Source organism: Flavobacterium sp. (assembly GCF_052437795.1).
Lineage (GTDB): Bacteria > Bacteroidota > Bacteroidia > Flavobacteriales > Flavobacteriaceae > Flavobacterium.
Window position 1 is genome coordinate 71,343 of record NZ_JBQVPA010000006.1, and the last position, 15,168, is coordinate 86,510.

General features: G+C 47.5%; 11 protein-coding genes. 7 read left to right on the top strand and 4 right to left on the bottom strand.

Annotated features, from left to right (window positions below):
• The first annotated feature begins 21 nt into the window (after positions 1 to 21).
• From kbl to ACT6R0_RS17110, 3 genes are all read left to right on the top strand, one after another.
• On the top strand, positions 22 to 1,215 hold the full coding sequence (gene kbl / locus ACT6R0_RS17100; RefSeq protein WP_444655056.1) for a glycine C-acetyltransferase: 1,194 nt from the start codon (positions 22 to 24) through the stop codon (positions 1,213 to 1,215).
• 109 nt (positions 1,216 to 1,324) lie between these two features.
• Positions 1,325 to 2,713 (top strand): OmpA family protein, encoded by a 1,389-nt coding sequence (locus tag ACT6R0_RS17105; RefSeq protein WP_444655058.1) that lies wholly within the window; start codon positions 1,325 to 1,327, stop codon positions 2,711 to 2,713.
• A 65-nt stretch (positions 2,714 to 2,778) separates the two neighbouring features.
• Positions 2,779 to 5,550, top strand: a complete 2,772-nt coding sequence (locus ACT6R0_RS17110) for a PD-(D/E)XK nuclease family protein (RefSeq protein ID WP_444655060.1) — start codon at positions 2,779 to 2,781, stop codon at positions 5,548 to 5,550.
• 142 nt (positions 5,551 to 5,692) lie between these two features.
• Here the strand turns inward: ACT6R0_RS17110 and ACT6R0_RS17115 are convergent, their stop codons facing one another.
• Together ACT6R0_RS17115 and ACT6R0_RS17120 are read right to left on the bottom strand one after the other, a co-directional pair.
• Entirely contained in the window at positions 5,693 to 6,475 is a 783-nt protein-coding gene (locus ACT6R0_RS17115; protein WP_444655062.1) for an alpha/beta fold hydrolase, read from the bottom strand.
• 170 nt (positions 6,476 to 6,645) lie between these two features.
• On the bottom strand, positions 6,646 to 7,938 hold the full coding sequence (locus ACT6R0_RS17120) for an aminopeptidase P family protein (protein WP_444655064.1): 1,293 nt from the start codon (positions 7,936 to 7,938) through the stop codon (positions 6,646 to 6,648).
• Between the two features lie 201 nt (positions 7,939 to 8,139).
• Here ACT6R0_RS17120 and ACT6R0_RS17125 point away from each other — a divergent pair, with 201 nt between their 5' ends.
• The 3 genes from ACT6R0_RS17125 to thiL all read left to right on the top strand — a co-directional run bounded on the left by ACT6R0_RS17125 (position 8,140) and on the right by thiL (position 10,633).
• Positions 8,140 to 8,991, top strand: a complete 852-nt coding sequence (locus ACT6R0_RS17125; RefSeq protein ID WP_444655066.1) for a ChaN family lipoprotein — start codon at positions 8,140 to 8,142, stop codon at positions 8,989 to 8,991.
• Between the two features lie 35 nt (positions 8,992 to 9,026).
• Entirely contained in the window at positions 9,027 to 9,443 is a 417-nt protein-coding gene (locus tag ACT6R0_RS17130; RefSeq protein ID WP_444655068.1) for a response regulator, read from the top strand.
• A 134-nt stretch (positions 9,444 to 9,577) separates the two neighbouring features.
• On the top strand, positions 9,578 to 10,633 hold the full coding sequence (gene thiL / locus ACT6R0_RS17135) for a thiamine-phosphate kinase (protein WP_444655070.1): 1,056 nt from the start codon (positions 9,578 to 9,580) through the stop codon (positions 10,631 to 10,633).
• A gap of 87 nt (positions 10,634 to 10,720) precedes the next feature.
• On the opposite strand, the gene ACT6R0_RS17140 is transcribed toward thiL, so the two are convergent.
• Positions 10,721 to 12,262, bottom strand: coding sequence for a glycine--tRNA ligase (locus ACT6R0_RS17140; RefSeq protein ID WP_444655072.1), 1,542 nt, complete (start codon positions 12,260 to 12,262; stop codon positions 10,721 to 10,723).
• A 111-nt stretch (positions 12,263 to 12,373) separates the two neighbouring features.
• Here ACT6R0_RS17140 and ACT6R0_RS17145 point away from each other — a divergent pair, with 111 nt between their 5' ends.
• Positions 12,374 to 13,054 carry a ComF family protein gene (locus tag ACT6R0_RS17145; protein ID WP_444655074.1) on the top strand — a complete coding sequence of 227 codons (681 nt, stop codon included), beginning with the start codon at positions 12,374 to 12,376 and terminating at the stop codon, positions 13,052 to 13,054.
• On the opposite strand, the gene ACT6R0_RS17150 is transcribed toward ACT6R0_RS17145, so the two are convergent.
• Complete coding sequence (locus tag ACT6R0_RS17150) at positions 13,055 to 15,049, bottom strand: PKD domain-containing protein (protein WP_444655076.1); 1,995 nt, start codon at positions 15,047 to 15,049, stop codon at positions 13,055 to 13,057.
• Positions 15,050 to 15,168: the final 119 nt, after the last annotated feature.

Below are 15,168 nucleotides of genomic sequence, written 5' to 3' on the forward strand. Positions count from 1 at the left end.
CTATAAACTAAACAACATAAAATGTACGGAAAGATAAAGGATCACCTGACGGCTGAGATCGGATCTATTAAAGAGAACGGACTTTACAAGAAAGAACGCATTATCGCTTCGCCACAGGGCGCGGAAATTACGCTCGACAGCGGGCAAAAGGTACTGAACTTTTGCGCCAACAACTACCTGGGGCTGTCATCGCACCCGGAAGTGATACAGGCGGCAAAGGATGCGTTGGATACACACGGTTTCGGGATGTCATCAGTGCGCTTCATTTGCGGTACGCAGGACATCCACAAAAACCTTGAAAAGGCGATCGCCGATTTTTACGGAACAGAGGACACTATATTATATGCAGCTGCATTTGATGCGAACGGCGGTGTGTTCGAGCCGTTGCTAGGCGAAGAGGATGCCATTATATCTGACAGCCTTAACCATGCCTCTATCATAGATGGTGTGCGTTTATGTAAGGCAGCCCGCTACCGCTATGAGAACAGCAACATGCAGGAACTTGAAGAGCAGCTGATAAAAGCTAATGCAGAAGGCAGGCGCTTTAAGATCATAGTGACCGATGGTGTTTTCTCTATGGATGGCCTTGTGGCCCCGCTGGACAAGATATGCGACCTGGCAGATAAATATGATGCGATGGTTATGGTAGATGAGTGCCATGCCGCCGGGTTTATCGGCGAAACAGGCAAAGGCACGCTGGAGGCCAAAGGCGTTATGGGCAGGGTGGATATTATTACCGGTACGCTGGGCAAGGCGCTTGGCGGTGCCATGGGTGGCTATACTACAGGTAAAAAAGAGATCATCGAAATATTAAGGCAGCGTTCGCGCCCGTACCTTTTCTCGAATTCATTGGCGCCGGCTATTGTTGGGGCTTCGATAAAAGTATTCGAGCTGCTTAAAAAAGATACCACGCTACGTGACAAACTGGAGTGGAATACCAATTATTTTAAAGCAGGAATGAAGAAGGCAGGCTTTGATATCATCGATGGCGATTCGGCTATTGTGCCGGTAATGCTTTATGATGCAAAGCTTTCGCAGCAAATGGCCGATGCATTGCTGGAAAAGGGTATCTATGTGACGGGATTTTTCTTTCCGGTGGTGCCTAAAGGAAAAGCAAGAATTAGAGTACAGCTTTCGGCAGCCCATACGCAGGAACATCTGGATAAAGCCATCACTGCCTTTACCGAAGTTGGCAAAGCTTTAACAGTGATTTAACTACAATTTGGGCAAATAAGTAGGATAATTATTAATAAAAGGTTTTGCTGTGTTGTTTTAACACTGTAATTTTGTCTCATATAACCTTTCGTAATTAAAACAAAAAAGTATGAGACATCTTAACAAACTATTTGTCGGTGCGTTGCTTGCCTTAGGGCTTGGTAATGCTCAGGCACAGGACGAAGACAATCCTTGGGCAATCTCATTTGGTGTCAACGCGGTAAGTACGCGTTTTGGTGCTGCATCAGAAGTTAGCGACAATTTCAGCCAGTATTTCAAAGTTAAAGACTGGAATATCTTGCCGTCTGTATCTTACATCAACGTGTCAAGGCACGTAGGCGATGGATTCTCTTTTGGCCTTACAGGATCTGTGAACAAAATTGATAAAGTCATTACACGTACTCCTGGTACACAGGACTATGTAATGAATGAAGTTGACAACCTTACTTACTATGGTATTGATGGTATGATCAAGTACGGCTTCCTTCAAAAGAGCTGGTTCAACCCGTTCGTACAAGTAGGTGGTGGTTACACATGGATCGACGACATGGGTAACGGTACTGTGAACGGTGGCGTGGGTGTTAACTTCTGGTTCTCAGAAAACGTAGCCCTTACACTTCAATCTACTTACAAGCACACGTTCGAAGATCAGGCTGAGGCTAACGTGCCAAGGCATATACAGCACTTTGCAGGTCTTACCTTCAAGTTTGGCGGTAAAGATACTGATGGTGACGGCATCTATGACAAAGACGATCTTTGTCCTGAGATCGCAGGTCCTGAGAAATTCCAGGGATGTCCTGACACAGACGGCGACGGTATTCCTGACAAAGATGACGCATGTCCTCAAGAAGCAGGCCTTCCTGAATTCCAGGGATGTCCGGATCGTGATGGTGACGGTATAGCTGATAAAGATGACGCTTGTCCGGATGTTGCAGGTCTGTCTCAATTCCAGGGATGTCCTGATACTGATGGCGACGGTATAGCTGACAAAGATGACAAATGTCCGGATGTTGCCGGTCCTAAAGAAAATGGCGGATGTCCATGGCCAGATACAGATGGTGACGGTGTACTTGATAAAGATGATCTTTGCCCTAACGTAAGAGGTACTGCTGCGAACCGCGGATGTCCTGAAGTTACTGAAGAGGTGATCAAGCGTCTTAACGAGTTCGCAAGGACTATCCTGTTCAACAGCGGTAAGGCTACATTTAAAGAAGAAACTATGCCGGTATTGAACTCAATGCTTGCTATCTTCAAAGAATATCCACAAGCTAAGTTCAGCATCGAAGGACACACTGACAGCGACGGAAGCAACGCTCTTAACCAGACGCTATCTGAAAACAGGGCTTCTGCAGTAAGGAACTTCCTTATCGAAGGTGGTGTAGCTGCTGACAGGCTAATGTCTACAGGTTACGGTGAGACCAAGCCGATCGCAACTAACAAAACTGCTGCGGGCAAAGCCCAAAACAGGAGGGTTGAGATCAAGCTTATCAAAGAATAAGTAGATATATCAAAATAAATGAAAGGCGTCCCGATAGTATCGGGACGTTTTTTTATTTTTATAGCATGGACGACAGGACTTTTTTAGACAAGCTCAGCACCGAACTAACAGCCAATTATGGCAGTTCGTTATCCAATATCGTAATTGTGCTGCCCAACAAGCGGGCAAAGGTTTTCCTTATCGAAGCACTGAAACGAAAACTGAACGGGACTATTTTTGCCCCGGAGATCATAAGCATTGAAGATCTCATACAGGATATGGCAGGCATACGTTCGATAGACGCTATCGAACTGTTGTTCGAATTCTACGCCATTTACCTTGGGCTTACGCCAAAGGATAAGCAGCAGCCTTTTGAAACCTATGCCAACTGGGCCAAAACCCTCCTCCAGGACCTGAACGAGATAGACCGCTACCTGCTTGATCCAAAATATGTGCTTACCTATCTCGAGAACATACAGGAAATAGAACACTGGGCGGTAGATGTGGACAAGCGTACCGTGATGATCGCCAACTATCTTGAATTCTGGAAACAGCTGCCCTTGTATTACGATGCGCTTTATAACCATTTGCTTGAAAAAGGCGTGGGCTACCAGGGGCTCATTTATCGTGAGGCTGTTGGCAACATCAACCACTTTTCCAATGCTTTTAAAAAGGAACAGATGGTATTTGCAGGGTTTAATGCCCTGAATGCTGCTGAGGAAAAGATCATCCAGCACCTGCTATCCATGGGCCAGGCAAGGGTATATTGGGATATAGACCACGCTTTCCTGAACGATCCATACCACGATGCAGGGCTTTTCGTTCGTCGTTTTCAAAAGGAATGGAAGCAGTTTTCAACACATCCGTTCGAGTGGATCGTAGACGAGTTCAGCAAGCCTAAGAACATAAAGATCATTGGTACGCCCAAAACGGTGGGACAGGCTAAGATCGCGGGCGAAATAATAGAGCAGATACAGCAGGACGGCCATACCCTTGACAAGACCGCGCTGGTACTGGGAGAGGAAAACCTGCTCATACCCATACTGTACAGCCTGCCGGCAAGTGTGGGCAGTCTGAATATCACCATGGGGTACAGCAGCCGCAACAACCCTGCGCAGATTTTGGTGCAGAAGCTGTTCAAGCTGCATACCAATTCGCTTGGGCGAAGTGAAAAAAGTTACACGCTGTATTACCGTGAAGTGCTCGATATACTCACGCACCCATTGGTAGAGCCCTATGTGGGCGCGGAAGAGCTTGTTGACATTATCAACCGCAATAACTTTACCTTCTTCTCGCTTTCAAAGCTGTTCGAGATACAAGGGGAGGCATCACCATTTTTCAACTTATTGTTCGGGCGTTGGGACAATAATGCAGGGCAGATACTCGAAAGGCTTTCTCAGCTTTTGCTGATGATAAAGTCGTTCCTGGGCACCGATGATGAAGAGGATAAGATCACTAAGGCATTCCTGTATTCCATTTTCAAGGTCATCAACAAACTCATTAATTATTATGAGGCGCACCCGCAGATGGACAATATTAGTGTGCTGCATTCCATTTATAAGCAGGTTATCGAACTGGCTGAAGTATCGTTTGAGGGTGAACCGCTCTCCGGACTGCAGATCATGGGTGTGCTCGAAAGCCGTGTGCTCGATTTTGAGAATGTGATCATCACATCGGTCAACGAGGGTAAGTTCCCGACAGGCAAGGTACAGAACTCCTTTATCCCCTATGATGTAAAACGCGAGCTCGGACTGCCCACCTACAGGGAAAAGGATGCAATATACAGTTATCACTTTTATCACCTGCTGTTGCGCGCAAAGAATGTTTACCTGCTGTACAATACCGAAAGCGAAGGCCTCGATGCGGGCGAACGAAGCCGCTTCCTGACACAGCTCGAGATAGAAAAGAAACCCGCACACAACCTGGAAAGCGTTATTTACAATGCCTATCTGCCCGATAAAGCCTACACCCCGATGACTGTGCCAAAGACCCAAAAGGTAATGGACAGGCTTAAGGAGATCGCCACCGATAAAGGGTTTTCACCGTCGGCGCTCACAGGGTACATCCGCAACCCTATACAGTTTTACTACCAACGGGTACTGCGCATCCGCGAAACGGAGGAAGTAGAGGAGAGCATTGCCCTGAACACGCTGGGAACCATTATCCACGGAGCTTTGGAAGAGCTCTACAGGCCATACCTCAATAAATTCCTTGCAGTGCATGATGTGGATAACATGGCTGCGCTTGCCGATGATGAGGTTATGGTACAGTTTAGGGAAGTCTACAAAGAGGGGGAGATACGCAAGGGCCGCAACCTGCTGGCTTTTGAAGTAGCCAAACGCAATGTGCATAATTTCCTGAAGCAGGAAAAGAGCGGATTAGCCAATGGCGATGCCGTAAAGGTACTGGCACTTGAGCATCGCTACGAACGATGGCTCAATGATGTCAGGCTGCCTTATCCCGTCCTCATTTCCGGAAATATTGACCGCATTGAGCAGCGCGACGGCAGGCTGCGTATCGTGGATTACAAGACCGGCAAAGTAGAGAAGCGCGACCTTACGCTAAAAGCCTGGGAGGGCCTCACGGGCGATATAAAGAACGAAAAGATAATTCAGCTACTCACGTATGTTTTTATGTACGAAGAACTTGCGGGAGGACTGGAAACCGAAGCAGGCATCATATCGTTCAAGAATATGAAAAGTGGCTTCATGAGTTTTAGCTATAAGGACGGTTATGATAGGTCGGCGCCAGAAAGGGATGTGGTAGACGGCGAACTATTGGAGGAGTTCAAAACACAGTTGGTCGGCTTGATCAATGAGATCTTGGATCAGGGAATTGATTTTGTGGAGAAGGTTTAGTTTTTGGTCACAGTTTCCGAATCTGTCATCGCGAGGAGGAACAACGAAGCGATCTTTCAATGTATCATAAGACTAATTACAACGAAGTATAGATTGCCGCGCTCCATAAACTGCGCTCGCAATGACGCTGAACGGAAGACAACTAGCAGTTTTTAAAAAACTCCAAAACCTCCTTCAGCAATTCATCCCTGCTTTCGATGTGGCTCATGTGGCCATGCGGATAGGTAACGAACTTTACATCGGTGCCTTCCACCTGGCCCGCATGCTCGTCATATATCAGGCTTTGATCCTGCCTGCCTAATACCAGCAGGATAAGGTAGGGCGCAAAGTGTAATATTACCTCGCGGTCTTTGCGGACCTTCATCCCTTCCAGCGCGGCAACGATACCCTGCAAAGGCGTTTTTAGGGCTTCATTTCGAAGTGCCTCGATCTCATCGGCAAACTTTTCGCGGTTCTCTTCGCTGAAAAGATTAGCAATTGACATGCGGACAAAAGCGGTATAGTTTTGCTTTACCGCTTTTATGGCACGGTCACGGTTGATCTTGCGTTCATCGCTGTCTGCCAAAGAGGTGGAGTTTTGCAGTACAATACCCTTAACCATATCGGGATACAATTCGGCGAAGGCCAAAGCCACATAACCGCCCATCGAATGCCCCATGAATATTGCCTTGCGGATGCGTAGTTCGTGCAACACGGCATGCACGGCATCGGCCATATCCTCCATGGTATGGATGTACCCCAGGCATTCCGTCTGCCCGTGGCCCAGCAGGTCGATGGTGATAACGCGGTACTTCTTGGCAAACTCACCGGCAAAGAAATCCCACATTGTGCTGTTCTCCAAAAAACCATGAAGCAGTACAATGGCAGTGCCCTTCCCGGTATCGGAATAGGCAAGGTTTATGTTTTTATAGTTTAGAAGTTTCAAGTGTAAAGTTTCAGGTTGCCGCTGTCGGGGCAAGTAGTTGTACAAGTACAAAAATAGAGGTTATCCAAAAACTAAAGTGTTATATTAAATAAAAAACAGCCCGCGACCGCGGGCTGTTTTTGTATTCCGCAGGAGTAAGCAACTTAAACCTTAAACTTGAAACTTTCTAACTATGCATTCATCAAACTCTCGATCTCCTCCACCTCGATCGGTATATTTTTCATGAGGTTGAATGGCTCACCGCTGGCCTGTACCACTACGTTATCTTCAAGGCGTATGCCGAAGCCTTCGGCAGGGATGTAAATGCCCGGCTCTACGGTAAATACCATATTGGCCTGCATTGGCTCAGCCAAAAGCCCATAATCGTGTGTGTCGAGGCCCAGGTGGTGGGAGGTGCCGTGCATGAAATATTTTTTATAGGCCGGCCATGCAGGGTCTTCGTTCTGCACATCGGCTTTGTCGATCAGCCCTAAGCCCAATAGTTCAGATGTCATGATCTTGCCCACCTCTACATGGTATTGCTTCCACAGCGTACCGGGAACGAGCATTTTAGTCGCTTCGTTCTTTACGCGTAATACGGCGTTATACACGTCCTTCTGCCTTTGCGTATAGCGGCCTGATACCGGGATGGTACGGCTGAGGTCGGATGAATAATTCGCATATTCGGCAGCTACGTCAAGCAGGATGAGGTCGCCCTCCCTGCATTGCTGGTTGTTCTCGATGTAGTGCAGCACATTGGCATTGTTGCCCGAAGCGATGATAGGTGTGTAGGCAAACCCTTTCGAGCGGTTGCGCACGAATTCGTGGATCAGCTCCGCTTCGATCTCGTATTCCCAAACGCCGGGCTTCACGAAGCCAAGCAGTCGGCGAAAGCCTTTCTCGGTAATGTTGCAGGCATTCTGCATCAGGTCGAGTTCTTCCTGTTCCTTAACCGAACGAAGCCTTTGCAGTATCGGGTTGCTCTTGGCTACCTGGTGTGCAGGGTATTTCTCTTTCCACCATTTGATGAAGCGGTCCTCACGCGTCTGCGTTTCCACGGCCGAGCGGTAATGCTCGTTGGTATTGATATACATGGTATCGCAGTAGGTCATTACTTCGAAGAGTGTTTTCTCGAAGTCCTTTAGCCACTGGATATTTTTTATGCCCGATACTTCTGTAGCGCGTGCTTTGGTCAGCTTTTCGCCTTCCCATACCGCAATGTGCTCGTTGGTCTCACGCAGGAAGAGGATCTCACGCAGGTGCTCATACGGTGCATCGGGACATAGCAGAAGTATGCTTTCCTCCTGGTCGGCACCTGTCAGGTAAAAAATGTCGCGGTGCTGCTGGAACGGCATGGTGCTGTCGGCGCTTATAGGGTAAATGTCATTCGAGTTGAATACGGCAACGCTTTTCGGCTTCATTTCGGCCATGAACTTTTTACGGTTCTTAACGAAAAGGCTGCTGGCTATCTGGTGGTATTTCATGATGTAGCTTTTTGTTTGGACATCAAAAATAAGGAGATTATCGGTAAATTTGTGTGCATTTGAAGTATTGATCCGAAAAACACTATCATCTATTATTTTATGGAAAGTTTGACCAGTCATTTTTCCGGCCTTAGACAGTGTGGCTCTATGATAGTAGGTATTGACAATATTCCGTATTTTTGCAATACTAAACAATGTACGATGAAACTCCGCATACTTATAGCGACACTTCTTATATCGGCTTTATCCCTGGCCCAGGACAAGCAGCCCTACCAGCTTTATAACAAAGACGGCAAAAAGACCACCTATAAAAAATTGCTGAAAGCTGCCGGAGATACCGAAGTCGTCCTGTTCGGCGAGCAGCATGATAATTCGCTCATCCACTGGCTGCAGCTGGAACTTACTAAAGACCTTTCTGAAAAAAAGCCCCTTGTGCTGGGCGCCGAAATGATAGAACGCGATAACCAAAAGCAACTTGATCAATACCTGAAGGGTGAGATCGACCAAAAGGCGTTCGATACCGTGGCGCGGCTTTGGAACAACCATAAGACCGACTACAAGCCGCTGGTGGACCTTGCCAAGGAAAAGAACTACCCGTTCATTGCCACCAACATACCGCGCCGCTATGCCAGCAAGGTATATAAAGGCGGATTTGAAGCGCTCGATGCCCTGGCTGCCGAAGAGAGAACATGGATCGCCCCTTTACCCATAGCCTATGATGCCACACTGCCCGGCTATGTAAAAATGCTGGAAATGGCCGGGGGCCACGGAGGGGATAACCTCCCGAAGGCACAGGCGGTAAAGGATGCCACAATGGGGTATTTTATAGTTCAGAACCTCAAAAAAGGTACGATCTTTGTACATTACAATGGTACGTACCATAGTGATAACTTTGAGGGCATCAACTGGTACCTCAAAAAGGAAAAGCCGGGCGTAAAGATCGTGACCATTGCTGCCGTATCGCAAAAGGACATATCAAAACTGGAAAAGGAATACCTGAACAGTGCCGATTTTATCATTGTTGTAGACGAGGACATGACTAAAACTTTTTAGCACTAAATACCGTACATTTACTAAAATCCTTTTTTATGAAGAAAAACGGACAGATAATAATTATTGAGGACGACAAGGAGGATGGAGAGATCCTGAAAGAAGTAATCGATGATCTGGGTTATGATAATGAAGTAGTTATATTGCCCGACAGTACACTTGTAATGGAATACCTGAAAAGGCCCGAAAGTTCACCATTCCTTATTTTCTCCGACATCAACATGCCCAAGATGAGCGGGTATGAGCTGCGCGATCTGGTATTGGCCGATAACGACCTTCATGACAAGACCGTTCCCTATATATTTTTTAGTACCGCGAGCGATCCCGAGACCATAAAAATGGCCTACAAAAAAGCAGCGCAGGGATTTTTTACCAAGATCACAGATTACAGTGAATACAGAGATGTAATTAAAAAGGTGATAGAGTATTGGAAAGCAGCTAAAGTACCGGAATAGGAGCTTCAATATCATGTATTGATAACTATACGGCTTTGGAACTGCCAAAGTCCTATTTGCCGTTGCACCACGATCTTCGTACCTTTGCCCCCCCGGCAACTAAGCCCCTAAGAACCTGAGCAACTCAAAAGAAAATGATCGAAGATAAAAACCAGCAGCGCACCAGCCTTTCGGCTATGGGTGAATTCGGACTGATAGAGCACCTTACCCGCAATATAGAAATAACCCAGCCGTCGACGATTGCCGGCATTGGCGACGATGCCGCGGTGCTTGATTTTAAGGATAAGAAAGCGGTAGTCTCTACCGACCTGCTCATTGAGGGTGTACATTTCGACCTCGCGTACATGCCACTCAAGCATTTGGGCTACAAGGCAGTAATAGTTAACCTGTCAGACATTTGCGCTATGAACGCCAATCCGACACAGATAACCGTGTCGATAGCGGTGTCCAACCGTTTTCCGATCGAAGCCCTGGATGAGTTATACGACGGCATCAAGCTTGCCGCAAAGGTCTATGGGGTGGATATCATTGGTGGCGACACAACGTCATCGACCAAGGGCATGATCCTCAGCATTACTGCAATAGGCGAAGCGGACGAAAGTGACATTACCTACCGCAAAGGCGCAGGCAGCACCGACCTGCTTGTGGTTACCGGCGATGTGGGTTCAGCCTATATGGGCCTGCAGGTGCTCGAGCGCGAAAAGCAGGTGTTCCAGGTAAATCCCAATAATCAGCCCGACCTGGATGCTTACAGCTACCTGATAGAGCGCCAGCTGAAACCGGAGGTCCGCAGGGATGTTAAGGATATTTTGAAGGCGCTGGAAATACAGCCGACATCGATGATCGATATTTCGGACGGGTTGTCAAGTGAGATCATCCACCTGTGCAAGAAGAGTGGTGTGGGCTGCAACCTGTACGAAGAAAAAATACCGGTCGACCCGCAGCTTATCAATACCTGCGAGGAGTTCAACATCGACATCACGACCGTGGCACTTAACGGCGGAGAGGATTATGAGCTTTTATTTACCATTAAAATTGAGGACTTCGACAAGATAAAGGGCAATCCGAATTTTACGGTAATTGGCCACATGACACAGGAAAGCGAGGGAGTTCACCTGATAACGCGTGCTAATACAAAAATACCGTTGAAGGCAAGGGGATGGAATGCTTTGAATGAAGAAGTTGAATAGATAAAATTACGATTTATTTAAATTCAAAACTTCACACTGCATAAATTGTCATTCAAAAAAATAAGGCTCCGAAAGGAGCCTTATCTATTACATCTTCATCAGCCAGTTCCTTACCGAAACCTCTTCGTTGATGATGCCTCTCAGTTCGGATATCTTCACCCTGTCCTGTTGCATAGTGTCGCGGTGGCGGATAGTTACGGTCTGGTCTTCCAGTGTCTGGTGGTCTACCGTGATGCAGAAAGGCGTGCCCAGCGCATCCTGCCTGCGGTAACGGCGGCCAACAGCATCTTTCTCGTCATAGGCCACATTGAAATCCCATTTAAGGTCTTCAATGATCTGTTTTGCCACATCCGGAAGCCCGTCTTTCTTAACCAATGGAAGTACGGCGGCTTTGGTCGGCGCCAGTACAGCCGGAAGGCTTAGTACGGTACGTGTGGAGCCATCCTCCAGCGTTTCCTCTTTCAATGCAGTAGAGAATACCGCAAGGAACATCCTGTCAAGCCCTACAGACGTTTCCACTACATACGGAACGTAGTTCTCGTTAAGCTCGTTATCAAAATATTGCAACTTCTTCCCGCTGAATTGCTCATGCGCTTTCAGGTCGAAGTCGGTACGCGAGTGGATTCCCTCAAGTTCCTTGAAACCGAATGGGAAGTTGAACTCGATATCGGCAGCGGCATTGGCATAGTGTGCCAGCTTTTCATGGTCGTGGAAACGGTAGTTTTCCTTACCAAGACCCAATGACAAGTGCCATTTCAGCCTGGTTTCCTTCCAGTACTCATAGTATTTCATCTCTTCGCCCGGACGGACAAAGAATTGCATTTCCATCTGCTCGAATTCGCGCATGCGGAAGATGAACTGCCTTGCCACGATCTCGTTACGGAACGCCTTACCCGTTTGCGCGATACCAAACGGCACTTTCATACGGCCGGTCTTCTGGACGTTCAGGAAGTTAACGAAGATACCCTGCGCCGTTTCCGGGCGAAGGTACAGGTCCATAGCATTGGCAGCCTCAGCACCCAGCTTGGTGCCGAACATCAGGTTAAACTGCCTTACCTCTGTCCAGTTGCGCGATCCTGTTTCCGGGTCGGCGATCTCCAGCTCTTCTATGAGGGCTTTTACATCGGCCAGGTTCTCGCTGCCCAATGATGCGGCCATGCGCTCCAGTATCTGGCGCTGTTTGGCCTTGTATTCCACCACACGGGCATTGGTCGTAACGAACTCCTCTTCATTGAAGGCTTCGCCAAAGCGAACGCGTGCTTTTTCTATTTCCTTTTGGGCTTTCTGGTTCAGCTTCTCGGCATAATCCTCGATAAGCACGTCGGCCCTGTATCGTTTTTTGGAATCCTTATTATCGATGAGCGGGTCATTGAACGCATCCACATGCCCCGAAGCCTTCCATGTGGTAGGGTGCATGAATATCGCGGCATCGATGCCCACGATGTTCTCATGCATCTGCACCATCGATTTCCACCAGTATTCCCTGATGTTCTTCTTTAATTCTGCTCCGTTCTGGCCGTAGTCGTATACAGCGCTTAACCCGTCGTATATCTCGCTGGACTGGAAAATAAATCCATACTCCTTTGCGTGCGAGATAACATTCTTGAATTGATCTTCTTGTTTTGCCATAGTGGTGCAAAAATATAAAACCTATATTTATAAGTGTAGTAAATTACACAGAAAATCAGGCTGATGTTACAGAAATAAAAAGTTTTATATCTTTATCCAAAAAGCCATTAAATGCTCCGCTCCCTCTTCAACCTCCTTTTCCCGAAAACCTGCAACGGCTGCACAGGTCTTTTGCTGGAAAGCGAGGACGTAGTGTGCACCGCCTGCCGCCACGACATGCCTTTTACCCTTCAACACCTCAACCCGGAGAATGAGGCGTATAAAAAATTCTATGGGAGGCTGCCGGTGGAGCATGTGTCAGCGTTCGTGTATTTCCATAAAGAGGGCATGGTGCAGCAGATGATCCACAATCTTAAGTACCGCAGGCAGCAGGAGGTGGCAAGGCTTTTGGGCGAATGGTATGTGAATGACCTGAAAACCGTGGAGGCGCTTCGGTCGGTTACCGATATCATTCCCGTACCCATGCACCCGAAGAAACTACGCCAGCGCGGCTACAACCAGGTTACGGAATTCGGTAAGGCACTGGCGGATGGTTTGGGTAAGCATCATAACGAAGGCATTTTGGTAAAGACCGTACACACCAAAACGCAGACGAAGAAAAACCTTGCCGCACGCGCCGCTATAGCAACGGCTTTCGGTGCTAACTTTACTGAAGCCGACCACGGCAAACACTTTTTGCTTGTCGACGACGTTATTACCACGGGATCAACGCTGGAGGCCTGCGGAAGGGAATTGCTGAAGATTCCCGGCGCGCGCGTGAGCATAGTGGCAATGGCATTCGCACATTCGTAATTACTCTTTTACCACCTTTATTGTTTTTTGTTCACCCTGGCCATTCTTAAGCGTTAAGATATAAAATCCGGATGGCAATGATCGCATGTCGATCTGTTGCTGGCCGGTAAACAATGAGCCGTCTTGTATCTTAGCACCTGGAACAGAATATAAAACATAAGAGAGTTCGCTGTTACTGCTTATGGTAAGTAAATTGTTTACCGGGTTAGGATACGCTTTTACCTGTTCCAATGCACGATCACTTGTCCCAGCTGTTCCGGCTGCAGTTACCTGCCTGCAATATTGCTGACTGCCACAGTCGTTCGTAACGGTAACACACACTACATAATCGCCATCTTCCGTATAACTATGGTCAGGGTCTTCTATAGTTGCTGTCCCGGTATCGTCGCCAAAGTCCCATGCGATAGTAGTAAAGCCCTCTCCGGTATAGTCAAAACTGAATTCGCCTTCTTCGCCTTCAAAGCTGAATTCCGGCAACGGGAAAACGCAACAGGACTCCGTGCCGTACTTCATCACTGCAAAATCGGATTGCGAGCCTGTATTATACAATGTTTCGCCTGCCACAGTAATGTTGGTAGAAAATTCTGCACCTACATAATAGTTGCCGTTCGCAGAAGCAAGCGCAGAACCGTAGTCCCACGACGGATCACCGCTTACTACAGATGTGAGGCCCACTGCGGCGCCGGTTTCCCGGTTAAGGCGTGCCATGTAAATATCATATCCTGCATTCATAACCATAGGCACTTCAAAATTGCCCCATTCGATACCTATGCCCCCACCTGTCACTAACACTTCGTTCCCATTTACAATGATCGCCTTGGCATCGATCCCGGCTTCAGTGATGGCGTGGGAGGCCCAAAGCACATTACCCCCTGACGAGAATTTCGTTACAAACGGGAATATATAAGGTGTTGGCGATGCGAATACATGGTTGCCAAATCCATCGTTGTTCCATGTTCCGCCGGTAATATAAACATTGCCCTGCGGGTCGAGCGTAAGGTCATTAAGCCATGGTCCCTGCACCGTTTCTATATTTTCCTTTTTCCATAAGAATGAACCTTCATCATCAAAAGCGGCAATGTACATGGTACTCTGCAGTAATTGTCCGTCAATTATGACCTTATCGCTTTCTTCAGCACTGTAGCGATGGCCTGCAATATATACTATGCCTGTGTCGTTATTGCGCACCATTTTAAAAGTATACATGGGGTAGCCTTGTATCTGAATGTCCATAGGATGTGCAGAAACGAATTCGCCTGCTGAATTATATTTAAAAATATGCAGCGTACTGCCTTCGGCAGTGTTTATGTAGGAGCCATTGCAGTAGCTTCCCTGCATGATGCTGCACAGCCAGTAGGAATTGCCCTCTTTATCAACTTCGTTGCCAAGTGAACGGTTCTTTGTGATCGATTCCACAAAATCTATATCGGCAGGCTGCGGTGTGCGCACCCATTCGAGTTCGCCGTCATTGCTGTATTTTACAAGGTAAAGCGACTGCCTGTTCACACTACCATCGCCATAAGGGATCACGAGGTCTTCATCAAAATGTATGTCCTGAGCAAATGTAGTTTGTAGGTTCCACATATCGCCCGCGGTATATACACTGCCCGCACCATCAATTTTTATAGTCCTGAAATAATCGCTGTCAGGCCCGCCGATCACCTTGGCCCATCGAAGTTCGCCATCGCAATCAAAGCTGGATATCATATAATCAAGCCCCGGGCCTCCGCCTCCGTCATAAGCACTGTAGTTCTCTTTCTCAACGCCATCAACATTCAGCGATGATATCCCAACTGGTGATAAGGCAAAAACATTTCCCTGATGGTCGGCAGCCATTGAGACTACTTGTTCGTGTCTCATGACCAGCCCGCCGGGTATCTCGTCACTACTTCCCCCGCGCTTGCCCCATTGAAGGGTTTGCGAAAAGCCGGTTATTGAAGTTAAAAGCAATAATGTGTTGATAAAAAATGTGGCCGGGAGATAATTTTTTTTCATTTGGCAGGTTAATGTACGACCGCAGCCTGCGAATGAGGCTGTATTGTCTTAGTTTATACTAGTTGGTTACATGGTAACACTTATCAACGGAAAAACCCTACCGGCGAAACATTTTCCAA